Below are 18,069 nucleotides of genomic sequence, written 5' to 3'. Positions count from 1 at the left end.
TTTTAGCCTACAATGAGAGAAATCGCCTTTATAAAACAAAACAGAGAAAAATGGCTCGAGTTTGAGCTGGCAATTTTTGGTAAAGCTAAAAAAAATCCTGATGAATTAGCTAATTTATACATTCAAATGATGAATGATTTGTCGTATGCGCAAACGTATTATCCTAAAAGTAAAACGGTTGTGTATCTCAATCATCTTGCCTCTCAGATTTATCAAAAAATTTACAAAACTAAACGCACCGATCAGAATAGGCTTGTAGATTTCTTTAAAATCGAAGTTCCGCTATTGGTTTACGAGTACAGAAGATATTTGGTTTATGCTTTTGCTTTGTTTTTTGTGACTGTTTCTATTGGAGTTCTTTCTGCTCGTTATGACCGAGATTTTGTACGTCTCATTTTAGGCGACGAATATGTAAATATGACTTTAGAAAACATCAAAAAAGGCAATCCGATGGCCGTGTATGGTTCGGGCAGCAATTGGGGAAGTTTTATTGGCATTACGGTCAATAATCTTTTTGTTGGCGCCAGATGTTATTTTTACGGAATCTTTGCAGGAATCGGAACTTTCAATGTTTTTCTTCAAAACTGTATTATGCTTGGTTCTTTTCAATATTTTTTCTACGAACAAGGCGTTTTCTGGAAAAGTGTTCGAGGCATCTGGATTCACGGTTCTATGGAGATTTTTGCCATAGTAATCGAGACTACAGCTGGATTTATTTTAGGCGCTTCCATCCTATTTCCTAAAACTTTTTCTAGATTAAATTCTTTTAAAATCGGTTTCAAAAACAGCTTTAAAATATTCTTAAGCACTTTTCCTTTTACCATAAGCGCAGGATTTTTAGAAGGTTTTATTACACGATATTCTATCGATATGCCCAATTGGCTAAGCAGTTTTATTATTTTATTGACATTGGCAATAATTTCGTTTTACTACTTGATATACCCTTTTATTGTACACAAAAAAATAACTTCAAAACTAATTCATTTATAATGTTCGAGCTTTACAGAAAAAGACAATTAGGTGATAATCTAGGTGATACTTTTACTTTTTTCAAAAATTACGGAAAGAACTTTTTCAAGATATTTTTTATTTCAAATGGAGCATTTTTACTTCTTTTCGCAATAGTAATTTATACTCTTCTTAAAGTTAATTTTGAGCATATTCAAGATTCTGGTCTTGAAAATAATCAATTAAAAAACGATCTTCTTGAATACTTCAATCATAATGAAGGATTAGTAGTTGCATTGATGTTTATCTGCATTCTTTTATTCTTTATCATATCATTGTTTAATTATGCCTATCCCGTTTTATATTTAAAAATGGTCGCTGCTGGCAAAGAAGATTTTGAATTGAATGATGTCTCGGCAAGTTTTTTTAAAGTTCTTTTTAAATTAATAAAATTCAGCATTGGGTATTTGTTTTTAGTTTTTCCGGTTTTAATAATTGCCTTAATCATCTTGTTTTTTCTGTGCTTCATTATTATCGGAATTCCACTGCTAATGATTGCATTACCTGCATTATTTACCTTTTTAAACCTGCATTTTTACAGTTATCTGACCGAAGAAAAACGTTTTTTTGAATCTCTAAAACACGCCTACGATTTAATAAAATTAGATTTTTGGAATACAATAGGAACAACTTTTATTATTATGATGATAATGCAGTTTGTTCAGTTTGCCATAACAATGTGTTTATACTTTGTGGGTATGTTTATCGCTTTAGCCTATTTAATTGGAAATTCTGCTTCAAATCATACAAATTCTATAGAACCCTCGCCATTGTTGATAGGCTTTATAACAATTGTTGTCATTGTGCTAATTGTTCTTGGCAACATTTTCAACAACATCATTATAGTTAATCAGGGGATGATTTATTATAGTTTAGAATCAGGAGACAAACAAGAATCTAAATCAATTGATTTAATTGGAGATACTACAAATGAATAGGTTTGTTATTATTTTATATTTTCTTTTCTGTCTGAGCCCATTATATGCTCAAGATACTCTGGTTAAAGAAGATCCTCCAAAAATTGTTGGAATTAAGTATACAGAAAAAGATATCAAGGTAGATTCTGGAACTGTGAAAACCAAACATTTTGAAAAGGATTTCAAGAAAAAATATACAGACAAGGACTTTGTTTACGAATACAAAGAACCTGAAAAAAGCTGGTGGGATCATGTTAAGCATTGGCTTGCTAGACAAATTGCCAATTTGTTCAATTTCGGAAGTGTAAAAACATCTCTAAACTTTGTTTCTATTTTGTTTAGAATAATTGCCATTCTGGTTGTTATACTTTTAATATATTTTATTGTAAAGGCATTAATCAAACGAGAAGGAATATGGATTTTTGGAAAGAATGCTGACAAAAGAGCTTTATTTTATTCTGATGCCGAAAAAAACATCCATCTTTTGGATTTTGAAAAACTTATTAAAGAAAGCATCGAAGCCGGCGAAAAAAGAATTGCGGTCAGATATTATTATTTATGGCTTTTAAAGGTAATGGCGCAGCATCATTATATTGAATGGGATATCGAAAAAACCAATTCCGATTATTTGTACGAACTGCATAATCCTGCTCATAAAGAAGAGTTTACTTATCTTTCTTATCTATACAATTATATTTGGTACGGCGAATTTGAAATTGACGATACAACATTCAGAAAGACAGAAAATAGATTTAAAAAAGCATTAAAAACCTTTGGCAATGGATAATAAAGTTAAAATATACATTGCTATTCTGGTCTTAATTTTCGGAATAACATTACTTGTAGACAAAGGACAGCCAAAACCTATTGACTGGACTCCAACGTATTCTGTTGAGGACAAAATTCCATTTGGATTGTACGTTTTCGATCAGGAAGCCGATGGTCTTTTTAAACAGAAAGTGGAACGAATTTCGACACAGACTCCTTATGAATATCTGGATTCTCAATACAATTCTAGCGAAAATGCAGAATCCTATAAAATCAAAGGCACTTTCATGAATATTTCTGAAGTAGATAATATTGACGAGGGATCAATGCGAGAAATCCTAAATTTTGTTTCTCATGGAAATAATGCTTTTTTGAGTATGAAAGTGTTTCCGAAAGTTTTACTAGACTCTTTGAAAATTGAGTTAAAAACCGATTTTATGCCTAATGACAGCATTTCGGTTTGGATGGCAAACAAAAAAGTAAGCGCAAAAAAATATACTTTTAATACTGGATTGAGTGATTATTTTTCTAAAATAGATACTTTAAACACAAAAGTTTTAGGATACCAAATTAGCAGTAAAAACAAAAGACAAGTCAATTTTATTGAAGTTCCTTATAAAAATGGCTATCTATATCTGCATACACAGCCTGTAGCTTTTACCAATTATAATCTGCTGAAAAAAAATTATTATCAATATGCCGAAAATGCATTGTCTTATATTCCGAAAGGAAATATTTTCTGGTACAACAAAACTTTTAACGATAAACGAATTTCAAGTTCTCCGATGCGTTATATCTTGAGCCAGCCTGCTTTAAAATCGGCTTGGTATTTAGGCTTACTTGGTATTCTGATTTTTATGATTTTCAATGCAAAACGTAAACAGCGAATTGTGCCTATCATAAAACCATTGGAGAATCTAACCGTTGATTTTACAAAAACTATTGGGAATTTATATTATCAAGAAGGCGATCATACCAATATTATTGATAAAAAAATTATTTACTTTTTAGAAAAAATTAGAACCGATTATCTGCTTGACACCAGCAAACTTGATGACGATTTTATAACCAAATTGCATTACAAAACAGGAAAAGATGAAAAAGACATACGCGATGTGGTTCAGTTAATTAATGACCACCGAAGTAGTTATCACGGAAGTCTAGAAGAAGATTTGATTAGAATAAATACAGCAATAGAAAAGATTTTACATTAATTTATTTAGCCACAGATTAAAAGGATTAGCACAGATTATTTTTTTATAAAATCATTTTAATCTTTCTAATCTGTGGCAAAAAAACACAGCAGTAGAAAAGATTTTATATTAATAAATATTAGACACTCCCGATAGCTATCGGGATAAAAGGATTAAAAATGATTTTTTTTATTAAAACTCTTTAATCTGTGTTAATCCTTTTAATCTGTGGCAAAAAAATAAAAAAACATACCAAATTATGGACGATATCAATACAACATCAAACGAAATCACAAATGAAAATGTGAATTTTGAAACGAGAATCAATTTAGGACCGCTTTTAGATCACGTAAACACGATCAAAAAAGAAATTGAAACTGTAATCGTAGGACAGCACAAAATGGTAGATCAGCTTTTGGTTTCTATTTTGTCAAACGGTCACGTGCTTTTAGAAGGTGTTCCTGGGGTTGCCAAAACAATAACAGCTAAATTATTGGCTAAAACTTTAAATATCGGTTTCAGCAGAATCCAGTTTACACCCGATTTAATGCCTTCTGATATTTTGGGAACTTCTATTTTTAATCTGAAAAACTCAGAATTTGAATTTAAAAAAGGGCCTATTTTCTCCAGTCTGATTTTAATCGATGAAATCAACCGTGCTCCAGCAAAAACGCAAGCCGCACTTTTCGAAGTAATGGAGGAACGCCAAATTACAATTGATGGTTCTGCTTATCAATTGGAAGCGCCATTTTTAGTAATTGCTACCCAAAACCCTGTTGAACAAGAAGGAACTTATCGTTTGCCAGAAGCGCAATTGGACCGTTTCCTTTTTAAAATTACAATTGATTATCCAAAATTGAATGAAGAGATTCTAATTATTCAGAGAGAACATTCTTTACAAGATCACGGAAAACTGGATGCGATAAAAACGATCCTTTCTGCTGAAGAAATTAAAGAATATCAAGGGTTGGTAAAACAAATCAGGGTTGAACAAAACTTATTGGAATACATTGCTAGAATTGTGGTAAACACACGCGAAAATGCCTTTTTATATCTAGGTGCTTCGCCTCGTGCTTCAATCGCTATTTTGAATGCTTCGAAAGGTTTTGCTGCAATCCGCGGACGTGATTTTGTTACGCCAGAAGATATAAAAGAAGCTGCAATTCCAGTGTTACAGCACCGTGTTATTGTAGCGCCAGAACGAGAAATGGAAGGCATTTCAAGTCCAGAAATCATTAAGCAGATTATTGAAACGGTAGAAATTCCAAGGTAATTAATAATGGTGAATTGTGAATTGTTAATGGCGGAAAACGTAAAGGACTTCGACTCCGCTCAGTCTGACAAAGAAGAGCAAAACTTGAAACCTGAAATTTGAATCAATAAAACTAAAAAAATTGAAAACGTCTAACCTTCTTATATCATTCTCTCTACTATTGTTGACTGTTTTTCAGCCATCAAATGCTGCTTTATTAAAAAACAAAAAAGATTCTTTTTATTTCAAAAATGACAAACAGGAAATAGAAACTTTAGTAAAAAAATTGTACGAATGGGTTGAAACTAAAAATAGTAATAATGACTTCAATCCTCTTGCAAACAAAAAAGGAGATAAATATATTGGGCTAGATTTAAACTCGCACAAAAAAAGATTGGAAGAATTGAAGAAAACCAATTTCTTTTCGCAACAGTTTTTAGACAATTACAATAAAATCGCTTTAAGAATAGATTCTAATCTTAAAACTAAAAAAACAGAATGGTTCGAAGGAGATTTACCTCCTTTTGGAAGTGATTCTAATCCGTGGTGTAATTGCCAAGACAATCCAGAAAATTTTTGGAAAACAATGACGATTAACCATTTGAAGATTGAAAACGACAAAGCTTCTTTTGATTGGACTTGGTCGTGGAAAGGCGATTTTAAATACAAAGTGAAAACCATCAAAGAAAACGGAACTTGGAAAATAGCTTCTTTAGAAGGCTTTGATTTTAATGAGTTCACCAAAATTTATTAGAAAAACATAAAACCGAGAAAACTTGAAATTCATAAAAAGTCTATATCTGAACAATTTCTTTTTCTATGTGCTCATAGGCATTATAGGATTGTTTGTCTGCGCTTTTATTTTTCCGAATATGTATCATGCAGTCTGGCTGCTCGTTTTAGGTTTAATAACTTTTTTAGGACTTGATATTTTGCTTTTGTACTTGGCAAGAACAGGACTTGAAGCTGAAAGGATTATGCCCGAAAAGCTGTCAAACGGAGATTTAAATCCGATAAAAATTAATTTAAAAAACCATTATACTTTTCCTGTTTCGGTTAAGATTATAGATGAGATTCCGTTTCAGTTTCAGGTTCGCAATTTCAAAATTGTAAAAACAATAAAAGCTGCGACACAAAAAGAGATTGGTTACGATCTTCGTCCAACTGAACGCGGAGAATATTATTTCGGATCTTTAAATATTTATGTTTCTTCGCCATTAAGACTGATTTCGAGAAGATTTACTTTTGATAAAGACCAAATGGTTCCGACATATCCGTCTTATATTCAGTTAAGAAAATACGATTTGATTGCTTTTTCGAATAATTTATTTCAATACGGAATCAAAAAAATACGCCGTACTGGACATACAATGGAGTTTGAACAGATTAAAGAATATGTTCAGGGCGACGATTTACGAACTTTAAACTGGAAAGCTACTGCCAAAAGAAATTCATTGATGGTCAACCAGTTTCAGGACGAGAAATCACAATCCGTTTATATGGCAATTGATAAAGGGCGCGTGATGCAAATGCCTTTTGACGGACTAAGTTTATTAGATTATGCCATTAATTCATCATTGGTTTTGTCAAACGTAATTCTGAAAAAACAAGATAAAGCGGGACTTTTTTCTTTTTCTAAAAAGGTTGAAAATAGAGTTTTTGCAGAAAGAAGAGGTTCGCAAATGCAGAAAATCCTTGAAGCACTATACAATGTAAAAACTGATTTCTTTGAAAGTGATTATAGCAGATTGTATGTAGATATTAAGAAAAACATCAATCAGAGAAGCTTAATAATTCTGTACACCAATTTTGAAACTATGGACGGTTTAAATCGTCAATTGCCTTATTTAAAAGGAATTGCCAAAAGCCATTTATTGGTCGTGGTTTTCTTTAGTAATACAGAATTAAACAGCATCATCAATAAAAAAACAACTACAATTCAGGAAGTTTACGACAAAGTAATTGCCGAAAAATTCATGTTTGAAAAACGCCTAATCGTAAACGAATTGAAGAAATACGGAATTCATTCTGTCTTGACACAACCAGAAAACCTTACGCTTGACGCCATCAATAAATATTTAGAGATTAAGTCGAGAGGAATTTTATAGCTTATTGCTTTTCAAGTTTATTCATTTCAATCAAAAAACTATTCTCAATCAAAAATCAAAATAATGAAATCAAAAACCACTCTTCTCCTATTTTTTATCTTTTTTGCGCAGTTAGCTACAAGCCAGCAAAATATTCCAACAATAAAAGCAATATCAAAAAAACTTGATATTAGAGATGGCAAAACATACAAAAAACAATCTTGGAATATTTCTCCTCAACTAAATCCGGACGTATACGAAACATCATCATTAGGAAAAAAAGTCACTTTTATTACTGATAAAGATTCTATCTCAGTAAAAATTAAAAAAAACACACAATTTGATTTCGTGATTTTACTTAATGATTCTGTAAAAGCCTATACACAAATCAAGTATAAAGCCACTACATCTCGCTTAGAAATACTAAAAAAAGCAGCTAAATATAATTATTCAGATAATAGATTTATTCCTGAATTTACTTATCAGTCAATGGAGAATCCAAATCTAATGAAAATCAGGAAAGATTTAAAATTGGATTCAATTGCTGGAACTGGAAGTGAAACTTCTCAAATTCTTAATTTACTTCATTGGGTACATAAAATAATTAGACATGATGGAAGTAGCTATAATCCAGCTCTAAAAAATGCAATTGATTTAATAAAAATATGCAAAACTGAAAATCGAGGTCTTAACTGCAGAATGATGGCAACAATTCTTAACGAATGCTATTTAGCTATAGGTATAAAATCTAGATACATTACCTGCATGCCAAAAGAAACTGACTTTGATGATTGTCACGTAATTAATATGGTCTACAGCAACGAATTTAAAAGATGGATTTGGATTGATCCTACTTTTGATGCTTATGTTATGAATGAAAAAGGAGAATTACTTGGAATTCAAGAAGTAAGAGAAAGATTAATTACAGATAAAACATTGATTTTAAATCCTGAAGCAAATTGGAATAACAAAGCCACACAGACTAAAGAATATTACTTAGAAACTTACATGGCTAAAAATCTATATAGACTAAAAACTCCTGTTTATAGCGAATATGATACTGAAACTGTTAGAGACGGAAAAGAAACTGCGTACGTCGAATTATTGCCATTAGACGGAATTGAGCAAACTCCACAAAAAACAGAGTCTACAAATACTAAAACAAATGTAAAAACTATCAATTACAAGACAAATAATCCAAATTTGTTTTGGGCTAAGCCAACGAAATAAATCTTTTACAAGCTTTTTTATCCATTATTAATTTATAGTTACATTCTGTTATCTAGGAAAAATCGCTTTATTAAATTACTTAGTTTTGAATCGTATTTCAAATTTATATACAATGAAAAAAGCAATTCTAATTCTGTTCGTTTTATTAGGCATTCAATCTCAAGCACAAAAAACAGAGAATATCATTATTATCACTACTGATGGTTTTAGATGGCAAGAAGTTTTTAAAGGAGTTGATCCTGCGATTGCCAATGATAAAAAATTCAATCAGGGAGACAGCACCTACATTTATAAAAAATATAGCGCTGCTGACGTAAAAGAAGCACGTAAAAAATTAATGCCTTTTTTCTGGTCTGAAATCGCCTCTAAAGGTCAAATCTACGGGAACCGAGATTTAGGAAACAAAGTCGATGTTGCCAATCCGTATTGGTTTAGCTATCCTGGCTATAGCGAAATCATGACTGGAAATGTAGATGTAAAAGTCAACTCAAACGGCTACAAAGCCAATCCAAACGTAAATGTTCTGGAATTTTTAAATAAACAGTCCAAACTAAAAGGCAAAGTTGCCGCTTTTGGCGCTTGGGATGCTTTTGACAGAATCTTAAACGAAGAAAGAAGCGGTTTCCCTGTAATTTCAGCCTTTGATAAAGTGGGCGGAAATAAACCAACTGCAGCTCAGCACTTATTAAATGAAATGCGTGACAATTCATATAAACCATTTCACATGGATGAATGTCTAGATGTTTTCACCTATTATCAAGCTTTAGACGAACTAAAAAATAAAAAGCCAAAAGTACTTTACATTGCATACGGAGAAACCGATGAATGGGCGCATCATGGGCAATATCGTTCGTATTTAGATGCAGCCAATCAAGTGGATAAATGGATTCAGGAAATTTGGAATTTTGTCCAAAATGACCCGCAATACAAAAACAAAACCACTTTATTCATAACCGTAGATCACGGACGTGGAGACAAAGTAAAATCGCAATGGACAGATCACGGTTCGGATGTTCCAGGAGCATCTGAAATTTGGTTTGCCATAATGGGACCAGAAATTGCACCAAAGGGCGAAATCAAAACAGAATCTCAATTCTACCAAAAACAATTTGCTCAAACATTAGCAAAAATAATGGGATATGATTTCAAAACCGATCATCCTGTAGAAACAGAGATTAAAGAAATTTTTGAAAAATAGTTTTTTTTTCGCCACGACCCGAGCGATAGCGAATAGGCGAAGCAATTCCACAAATTTTCACGAATTATAATTTAGTCAAAAGAAATTAGTGAAAATTCGTGGAATTCGTGGCGAAAGAAATATAGTTTCAAACCTACGAGGTCTTAAAAACCTTGCAGGAAGAAAAAAACTCTGTACCTTTGCCCCTCTGCAACTTTGAGCCTTAAAAAAAATGAAACAAATTACTTCAGTTCAAAATCCGTTTATTAAATCTTTGGTTTTACTTCAAGAAAAAGCCAAAGCCAGAAAGCAAACCGGAACGTTTTTGATTGAAGGACAACGCGAAATTTCATTAGCTATAAAAGGCGGTTACGAAATCGAAACTGTTTTATTTTTACCAAAATTAGTTTCAGAATCAGAAATCAATAAACTGATTCAGAATCCATTTCAGATTATCGAAATCAACAAAGAAGTTTACCAAAAGCTTGCTTATCGTGATACAACCGAAGGAATTTTAGCAGTAGCAAAAACCAAATCATTAAAATTATCTGATTTAAAATTATCCGATAATCCATTAATTCTTGTGGTTGAATCCTTAGAAAAACCAGGAAATATCGGTGCTGTTTTACGAACTGCTGATGCCGCCAATTTAGATGCCGTTTTAATTGCCAATCCGAAAAGCGATTTGTACAACCCGAATATTGTGCGCTCTAGCGTTGGATGCCTATTTACCAACCAAATTGCAACTGGAACATCGGAAGAAATTATTGCCTTTTTGAAAGAAAAAAAGATCAATTTCTACAGTGCTACTTTACAAAATTCAACTTCATATCATACACAAAACTTTACTACTCCAACCGCTTTAGTTGTAGGTACAGAAGCAACGGGTTTAACCCAGCAATGGCGTGATGAAGCAACTCAAAACATCATTATTCCAATGCAAGGAGAAATTGACAGTATGAACGTATCTGTCGCTGCAGCTATTTTAATTTTTGAAGCTAAAAGGCAAAGAGGGTTTTAAATTTAGGTGCAAAGTTGCAAAGGCACAAAGCCTCTGATGTTCTGAGGTTCAAATTAAAAGTCTTCAACTTTTAATTTTTAATCTTTAATTTTTAATTAAAAAACGACTGTTTCCATGTCTAGCTGAGCGGAGTCGAAGCCTTATTCTTACATGCAAAAATCCAAAATCTACACTCTAAAATCAACAATCTAAAATCTTGTGTATGTTCAAACTAATTCTTATTTTTAGTACTTGAACTATGCCGTTATGACAGAAATAGATATAGAAAAAGAAAACAAAGCTATTGCGCAGGAATACAAGGAATTACTTCGAATAAGTTACCAAACTTTAAGCCCTACTGACAAGAAATTAATTAGAAAAGCTTTTGATGTTGCCGTTGATGCTCACAAAGATCAGAGACGTAAATCTGGCGAAGCTTATATCTTTCATCCTATTGCAGTTGCAAAAATTGTTGCCTCAGAAATCGGTCTGGGCGCGACTTCTATCGCTGCGGCTTTAATGCACGATGTTGTAGAGGATACTCCAATGACAGTTGAGGATATCGAACGCTTGTTTAATCCTAAAGTGGCGCAGCTAGTTGAGGGTCTTACTAAAATTTCGTTAGTTCAAAAAGACCTGAATGCTTCAATGCAGGCTGAGAATTTCAGAAAAATGATTCTGACGCTGAATGATGATGTTCGTGTAATTCTAATCAAATTGGCCGATCGTCTTCATAATATGCAAACAATGGATTCGATGGCGGAATACAAACAGACCAAAATCGCATCTGAAACTTTATACATTTATGCTCCCCTTGCCCACCGTTTGGGACTTTACAATATCAAAACCAAACTTGAGGATTTAGGCTTAAAATATACCGAACCTGCAGTTTATGATGATATAGTAAGCAAGATTCGTGAAACTAAGGAAGAACAGGACGCTTACATCAAGGATATTTCGGATGTTTTGAAAAAATCTTTAGATAATGAAGGTGTAGATTATATCATCAAAGGTCGTCCAAAATCTATTTATTCTATTCGTCGAAAAATGCGTGCGCAAAACGTAACTTTTGATGAAGTTTATGACAAGTTTGCGCTTAGAATTGTTTACAAAGCAGATCCGCATGAAGAAAAATTTATTGCCTGGAAAATATATTCTATCGTAACAGACCATTACAGACCGAGCCCGAGCCGTTTGCGTGACTGGATTTCATCTCCAAAATCAACTGGTTATGAAGCGCTTCACATTACCGTAATGGGACCAAAAGGACGCTGGGTCGAAGTTCAGGTTCGAAGCGAACGTATGGATGAGATCGCAGAAAAAGGTTATGCTGCACACTATAAATACAAAAATGGCGCAACAGAAGAAAGCGGTTTGGATACTTGGCTAAACCTTCTTCGTGAAGCCTTAGAAAATCCAGAAACTAACGCGGTAGATTTTGTTGAAGATTTTAAAATGAATTTATATTCTAAAGAAATCTTTGTCTTTACGCCAAAAGGAGAAATCAAATCACTTCCAAAAGGCGCGACTTCATTAGATTTTGCTTTCAGCATTCACTCCGAAATCGGAATTAAAACACGTGGAACTCGTGTTAATGGGCGTTTGGTTCCACTGAACTACGAACTAAAAAGTGGTGATCAGGTCGAAGTAATTACTTCTCCAAACCAGAAACCAACTGTAAACTGGCTGGAATATGTAACGACTTCAAGAGCTAAAAATAAAATTAAAAACGTTCTTAACGAGAACACTAAGAAAATTGCAGAAGAAGGAAAAGAATTACTTGTTAGAAAATTAAAACATTTAAAAGTTACGTTTAACGAACAGGTAACAAACGAGTTAGTTAATTTCTTCAAGCTAAAAACCAGTTTAGATTTATTTTACAGAGTTGGAATTGGCGCGATCGAAAATCAGCAGTTAAAAGATTATGCAGCGCAGAAAAGCAATTCGTTTATCAATTTCTTCAAAAATAAAATTAAACGAACGAAAGATACTGCAGATGAAGATATTCACAAACCAGTTATTAGCAGCAACTATGACATGCTGGTTTTTGGAACAGAACATGACAAGTTAGATTATAAACTTTCACAATGCTGTAACCCAATTCCAGGCGATGACGTTTTTGGTTTTGTAACTATTAATGAAGGAATAAAAGTGCATAAAAAAGATTGTCCGAACGCTATTGGAATGCAGTCTAATTATGCTTACAGAATCATGAGTGCCAAATGGATTGATTCTTCGCAAGAAGAATTTAAAGCCATTATCAATATTACAGGAATGGACGTTTTGGGACTTACCAACCAATTGACAAAGGTAATTTCAAACAATATGAGCGTAAATATTCAAAGTATTTCGCTGAGTACCGATGCTGGAATTTTCCACGGACAAGTTGCTGTAATTGTTAAAAACAATACGATTTTGAAAAAAATGATTAGCGCTATCAAGAAAATTGACGGGGTTGATAAGGTTACTAGAGAGTACAGAACCTAACTTTTTAGGGAAACTATAAGAATTTTGTAACGAAACTTTAAACCCGAAACTTTTATTCATTAAAAATAAAAAATTATCTTTGCCGGATATGACACTTATTTCAACTGACAACACTAAGAATCAAGAAATTGTAAAAAATGTTTTTACACTATATCTTGAACAAAAAGGGCATCGCAAAACTCCTGAGCGTTATGCTATACTTCAGGAAATTTACGATAGCGAAGAGCATTTTGATATAGAAAACCTTTATATTAAAATGAAAAACAAAAACTATCGTGTGAGTAGAGCTACTTTATATAACACGATCGAGTTATTGTTAGACTGCGCTTTGGTTAGAAAACATCAATTTGGACAAAATCAGGCTTACTACGAAAAATCATATTTTGATAAACAGCATGATCACATCATTATGACAGATTCGGGTGAAGTAATTGAATTTTGTGATCCAAGAATTCAAACCATCAAAAAGACTATCGAAGAAATCTTTGATATCGAAATTACAAATCACTCGCTTTATTTCTACGGAAACAAAAAGCAAAACTCAAATTCATAGTCTATTCAATTAGACTTTTTCAAAAAAAATAAAAAAGAAAATTAACTACATAATCAGTAGGGCAACTTAGAATTGCCTCAACGCAAATTAAAACAGAATGACCGTAGATTTATTACTAGGATTACAATGGGGAGATGAAGGTAAAGGAAAAATTGTAGACGTACTTACCTCAAATTACGATATTATTGCACGTTTTCAAGGAGGACCAAATGCAGGACATACGCTAGAATTTGACGGGATTAAACACGTACTTAGAACGATTCCTTCTGGAATTTTTCATAAAAACTCAGTAAATGTTATCGGAAATGGTGTTGTAATTGATCCTGTAGTTTTTCAAAAAGAAATTGAAGGTTTAGAAAAATTCAACCTTGATATCAAAAGCAAATTAATCATTTCTAGAAAAGCACATTTAATTTTACCAACTCACCGTTTATTAGATGCGGCTTCTGAAGCTTCTAAAGGTAAAGCTAAAATTGGTTCTACTCTTAAAGGAATTGGACCAACTTACATGGACAAAACGGGTAGAAATGGTTTACGTGTCGGTGACATCGAATTAGAAGATTTTAAAGAGCGTTACAGAGCTTTGGCAGACAAACACGAAGCTATGATTGCTTTCTACGATGTTAACATTCAATACAACTTGGCTGAACTTGAAAAAGAATTCTTCGAAGCTATCGAAGATTTGAAAAAATTAGATTTCATTGACAGTGAAGAATACATGCACCAAGCTCAAAAAGCTGGAAAATCAATTCTTTGCGAGGGTGCTCAAGGATCTCTATTAGATGTTGATTTCGGAACTTATCCTTTCGTAACTTCATCAAACACTACTGCTGCTGGAGCTTGTACAGGTTTAGGAATTGCTCCTAACAAAATCAAAGAGGTTTACGGAATTTTCAAGGCTTACGTTACACGTGTTGGTAGCGGACCTTTCCCAACTGAACTTTTTGACGAAGTTGGTGCTACAATGGCAAAAGTGGGTAACGAATTTGGTTCTGTAACAGGAAGACAAAGACGTTGCGGATGGTTAGACCTTGTTGCTTTAAAATATGCAGTTCAAGTTAACGGAGTTACTCAGTTAATGATGATGAAAGGTGACGTTCTTTCTGGTTTTGAAACTTTAAAAGTTTGTACAGAGTACAACTACAAAGGACAAAACATTTCTCACTTCCCTTACAACATTGAACCAGAAAACGTTACTCCGGTTTATAAAGAGTTTAAAGGATGGAAGCAAGATTTAACTGGATTGACAACTTACGATCAATTACCAATTGAGCTAAAAGAATATATTGAGTTTATTGAAAAAGAAATCGAAGTGCCAATCAAAATTGTATCGGTTGGACCAGATAGAAAGCAAACAATAACAAAATAATACATTTAAACGCTCTGATTTTCAGAGCGTTTTTTTTGACTATTTACTACTGACATGAGAAAAAATCCTGAAATTGAGATTACAGAAACCAAGTTATTATCAGACAATTGGTATATCTTAAACAAAGTTACTTTTAACTATACAAAAGAAAACGAAAAAGTAGAATCGCATATTCGTGAAGTTTACGACCGCGGAAATGGTGCTGGAATATTGCTATACAATACGGCAAAAAAAACAGTTATTCTAACAAGACAATTTCGTCTGCCGACTTATCTTAACGGAAATAAAACTGGAATGATGATTGAGGTTTGCGCGGGACTTTTAGATAAAGACAATGCCGAACAAGCCATTATTCGTGAAACTGAAGAAGAGACAGGATATAGACTTTCTAAAGTTCAAAAAGTTATCGAGACCTATATGTCTCCTGGATCTGTAACCGAAATTTTGTATTTGTTCGTTGGCGAATACGACGAAAGCATGAAAGTAAGTTCTGGTGGCGGACTTGACGCAGAACAGGAAAATATTGAAGTTTTGGAATTTACTTTTGATGAAGCTTACGCCATGATTGAATCTGGCGAAATTACAGATGCAAAAACCATTATGTTGTTACAGCATGCTAAAATAAAAGGTCTGATATAATTACAATAATTTATATGTCCCAAAAAACTGATGGCAAAGTAAATATTTGGAAAGAATTTGCAAATAAAACTAACGGAATTTTTAAAGAAGGCTATTTTTGGCAGTCAGATTCTGTTGTTATTAAATATAAAAACTGGAAAATTATATTTGATAATTACACGCTTTGGTCTGGAAAATATAGTACTGAAATGACAAGAATCATTGTTCCCATTAATTCAAATAATGATTTTAGATTTGAAATATATAAGGAAGGACTTATTCGTAAAATTGAAAAATTATTTGGAGCACAAGATGTTCAAATTGGATTTGAGGATTTTGACAAAACATTCATCATTAAAAGCAATAATGAATTAAAAATTAAATCCCTATTACGAAGTACAGTAATTCGATCTCTTTTTTTTGAAATCAAAGACGTAAATATTCAAATTTCTGATCAGAAAGGAATTTGGGAACAAAAACTCCCTGAAAATCAATTTGAGCTATCTTTTTATTTTGACGGAAAAACGGCAGATTTACAAAAACTAGATCAAATATTAGAACTCTTTAAAATAATTTTAAATGAGTTGCATCAAATGAGTATTATTTAATAAAATGAAAATCCCGAAACCAATTCAAAAAATTATGTAACCCTTTTCAGCTATCAGATTTATAACTTTATATTCATAAAAATACCGACCTATGAAAAAGTTATATTACACAGCAAATGCCCTACTGATATTAATGTTAGTCTTATTAGGTTCTTGCAAAAAAACCGATACTATAACATTGACTGAAAATAAAAAAGAAAAAAAGAAAGTAATTGAATATAAAAAGCCAGAAACGGTTTCTTATCAAATCACAAATACAAAAGAATGGTTGAAACTAAATGAAGCCGACAGTTCTCAAATGGATATTGTTTACGCTTTAAACCGAACAGATAAAGCCAATTTTAAAAAACTGGATTCTGTTGTAATTCCAGCAGATTTTAGCGGAGATTTGGTTTATTACCTTCCCTTTCCGTTACATGTTTCGGCTCTAGAAGAAGTTTCAAAAATCATCCTTTTTTCTTATCCTACGCAGGCTTTTGCTGCTTACGAAAATGGTGAATTGGTTCGTACGGGTCCAACCAATATGGGAAGAAAAAAAGACCCTACTCCCACTGGATTGTTTTTTACCAATTGGAAAGCCGAGCAAACCACAAGTACATTTAATGACGAATGGGACTTGAAATGGAATTTTAATATCGAAAATAAACTAGGAGTTGGTTTTCATGAATATGCGTTGCCTGGTTATCCCGCGTCACATTCTTGTTTGCGATTATTAGAAAAAGACGCTAAATATCTTTATAAATTTGCCGACGAATGGATTTTAAAAGACAAAGAAAACGTAAAAGTAAAAGGAACTCCTGTTGTAGTTTTTGGAAGTTATGATTTTGACGGTTCAAAACCATGGTTAAAATTAGCATCAGATCCTGAAGCTTTAAATATCCCAGAATCTGAAATTGAAAATCAGGTAAAACCGTTTTTAAAAGAGATTTTAGAAAATCAAAATCTAAGAGAAGCCGAACCAACCAAAACGATATAAATATACTCTCGATATAAAAATCAGCTGAAATGATGGCTCATTTTAGCTGATTTTTTTATGTTGCCAATTCAACATGTAATATTAGACAATTCATATCTTTAAAACTTTGAACATTTGTCCCTTTGCTCCTTTGCATCTTAAAAAAAATTATAAATAAGCGATCGTTCATTTATTATTAATATCTTTGCACCGTAATCAATTAGAATTATGAGAACGAGAGACATTAATAAAGAAGAAATTGTAAAGAAAAAAGCAATAGAAATGATTGTTACGCAAGGCGTAGAAGGCTTTGGAATGAATCGTTTGGCAAAGGAATGCGGAATTTCTGTCGCTACACTCTATATCTATTATTCAGACAAGGAAGATTTGATTCGTAAAATTGGAATCGAAATTGGGCAAAATTTCTTCCAAAAGATGTTTGATGGTTTCTCTACAGACATGTCTTTCAGAGACGGATTACGAAACCAATGGGAAAACCGTATTTATTTCACTCAAAATTTCACATTACAGGCAACCTGTTTTGAACTTTTAAGACATTCTACTCACGGCGATGCAATCATACAAGAAGTAACAGGAGAATACAAACAAATGATGACTGAATTTATGCTTTCGGCAATTGAAAGAAAAGAACTTATTTCTGTTCCTTATGAGGTCTTTTGGAGCATTGCTTATGGTTCACTTTACTCTCTTTTAGAATTTCATAGAGACGGAAAATCAATGTCTGGAAAATCTTTTGTTCTAAATGATAAGATTAAAGACGAAGCCTTTAATCTGGTTTTAAAAGCGCTAACACCATAATTTTTCAATTACAACAACAATTGCAAAA

General features: G+C 32.7%; 17 protein-coding genes. All 17 read left to right on the top strand.

Annotated features, from left to right (window positions below):
- Nucleotides 1–12 precede the first annotated feature (12 nt).
- The 17 genes from ABXT06_RS08565 to ABXT06_RS08485 all read left to right on the top strand — a co-directional run bounded on the left by ABXT06_RS08565 (nt 13) and on the right by ABXT06_RS08485 (nt 18,041).
- The gene (locus ABXT06_RS08565) at nt 13–990 is read left to right on the top strand and encodes a stage II sporulation protein M (RefSeq protein ID WP_354590377.1); all 978 of its coding nucleotides are present in this window, start codon (nt 13–15) and stop codon (nt 988–990) included.
- The gene (locus ABXT06_RS08560; protein ID WP_354590376.1) at nt 990–1,946 is read left to right on the top strand and encodes a hypothetical protein; all 957 of its coding nucleotides are present in this window, start codon (nt 990–992) and stop codon (nt 1,944–1,946) included. The genes ABXT06_RS08565 and ABXT06_RS08560 overlap by 1 nt, the downstream gene beginning before the upstream one ends.
- Nucleotides 1,939–2,712, top strand: coding sequence for a DUF4129 domain-containing protein (locus ABXT06_RS08555; RefSeq protein ID WP_354590375.1), 774 nt, complete (start codon nt 1,939–1,941; stop codon nt 2,710–2,712). The genes ABXT06_RS08560 and ABXT06_RS08555 overlap by 8 nt, the downstream gene beginning before the upstream one ends.
- A complete protein-coding gene (locus ABXT06_RS08550) occupies nt 2,705–3,907 on the top strand; it encodes a DUF4350 family protein (RefSeq protein ID WP_354590374.1) in 1,203 nt (400 codons plus the stop codon). Before ABXT06_RS08555 ends, ABXT06_RS08550 begins: the two co-directional genes overlap by 8 nt.
- Nucleotides 3,908–4,145: 238 nt before the next feature.
- Nucleotides 4,146–5,159, top strand: a complete 1,014-nt coding sequence (locus tag ABXT06_RS08545; RefSeq protein ID WP_354590373.1) for an AAA family ATPase — start codon at nt 4,146–4,148, stop codon at nt 5,157–5,159.
- A gap of 121 nt (nt 5,160–5,280) precedes the next feature.
- On the top strand, nt 5,281–5,892 hold the full coding sequence (locus ABXT06_RS08540) for a hypothetical protein (RefSeq protein ID WP_354590372.1): 612 nt from the start codon (nt 5,281–5,283) through the stop codon (nt 5,890–5,892).
- 22 nt (nt 5,893–5,914) lie between these two features.
- Nucleotides 5,915–7,246: a DUF58 domain-containing protein gene (locus ABXT06_RS08535; RefSeq protein WP_354590371.1), complete on the top strand. Its 1,332-nt coding sequence runs from the start codon at nt 5,915–5,917 to the stop codon at nt 7,244–7,246.
- Nucleotides 7,247–7,309: 63 nt separating this feature from the next.
- A complete protein-coding gene (locus tag ABXT06_RS08530; RefSeq protein WP_354590370.1) occupies nt 7,310–8,455 on the top strand; it encodes a transglutaminase domain-containing protein in 1,146 nt (381 codons plus the stop codon).
- Nucleotides 8,456–8,567: 112 nt separating this feature from the next.
- On the top strand, nt 8,568–9,653 hold the full coding sequence (locus ABXT06_RS08525; RefSeq protein ID WP_354590369.1) for a phosphoglyceromutase: 1,086 nt from the start codon (nt 8,568–8,570) through the stop codon (nt 9,651–9,653).
- 211 nt (nt 9,654–9,864) lie between these two features.
- Nucleotides 9,865–10,653: a TrmH family RNA methyltransferase gene (locus tag ABXT06_RS08520; RefSeq protein WP_354590368.1), complete on the top strand. Its 789-nt coding sequence runs from the start codon at nt 9,865–9,867 to the stop codon at nt 10,651–10,653.
- A 246-nt stretch (nt 10,654–10,899) separates the two neighbouring features.
- Nucleotides 10,900–13,119 carry a RelA/SpoT family protein gene (locus ABXT06_RS08515; RefSeq protein WP_354590367.1) on the top strand — a complete coding sequence of 740 codons (2,220 nt, stop codon included), beginning with the start codon at nt 10,900–10,902 and terminating at the stop codon, nt 13,117–13,119.
- An 88-nt stretch (nt 13,120–13,207) separates the two neighbouring features.
- On the top strand, nt 13,208–13,672 hold the full coding sequence (locus tag ABXT06_RS08510) for a Fur family transcriptional regulator (RefSeq protein WP_008462215.1): 465 nt from the start codon (nt 13,208–13,210) through the stop codon (nt 13,670–13,672).
- A 97-nt stretch (nt 13,673–13,769) separates the two neighbouring features.
- Nucleotides 13,770–15,041 carry an adenylosuccinate synthase gene (locus ABXT06_RS08505; RefSeq protein ID WP_202000275.1) on the top strand — a complete coding sequence of 424 codons (1,272 nt, stop codon included), beginning with the start codon at nt 13,770–13,772 and terminating at the stop codon, nt 15,039–15,041.
- Between the two features lie 54 nt (nt 15,042–15,095).
- Nucleotides 15,096–15,680 carry an NUDIX domain-containing protein gene (locus tag ABXT06_RS08500; RefSeq protein WP_354590366.1) on the top strand — a complete coding sequence of 195 codons (585 nt, stop codon included), beginning with the start codon at nt 15,096–15,098 and terminating at the stop codon, nt 15,678–15,680.
- Nucleotides 15,681–15,694: 14 nt separating this feature from the next.
- The gene (locus ABXT06_RS08495) at nt 15,695–16,267 is read left to right on the top strand and encodes a hypothetical protein (protein WP_354590365.1); all 573 of its coding nucleotides are present in this window, start codon (nt 15,695–15,697) and stop codon (nt 16,265–16,267) included.
- 91 nt (nt 16,268–16,358) lie between these two features.
- The gene (locus tag ABXT06_RS08490; protein ID WP_354590364.1) at nt 16,359–17,243 is read left to right on the top strand and encodes a L,D-transpeptidase; all 885 of its coding nucleotides are present in this window, start codon (nt 16,359–16,361) and stop codon (nt 17,241–17,243) included.
- Nucleotides 17,244–17,450: 207 nt separating this feature from the next.
- A complete protein-coding gene (locus tag ABXT06_RS08485) occupies nt 17,451–18,041 on the top strand; it encodes a TetR/AcrR family transcriptional regulator (RefSeq protein WP_354590363.1) in 591 nt (196 codons plus the stop codon).
- Nucleotides 18,042–18,069: the final 28 nt, after the last annotated feature.

The sequence above is a fragment of the Flavobacterium sp. UW10123 genome (assembly GCF_040538975.1).
GTDB lineage: Bacteria > Bacteroidota > Bacteroidia > Flavobacteriales > Flavobacteriaceae > Flavobacterium.
Note: the sequence above shows the minus strand (reverse complement) of the source record. Positions and strands in the feature narration are given on the sequence as shown.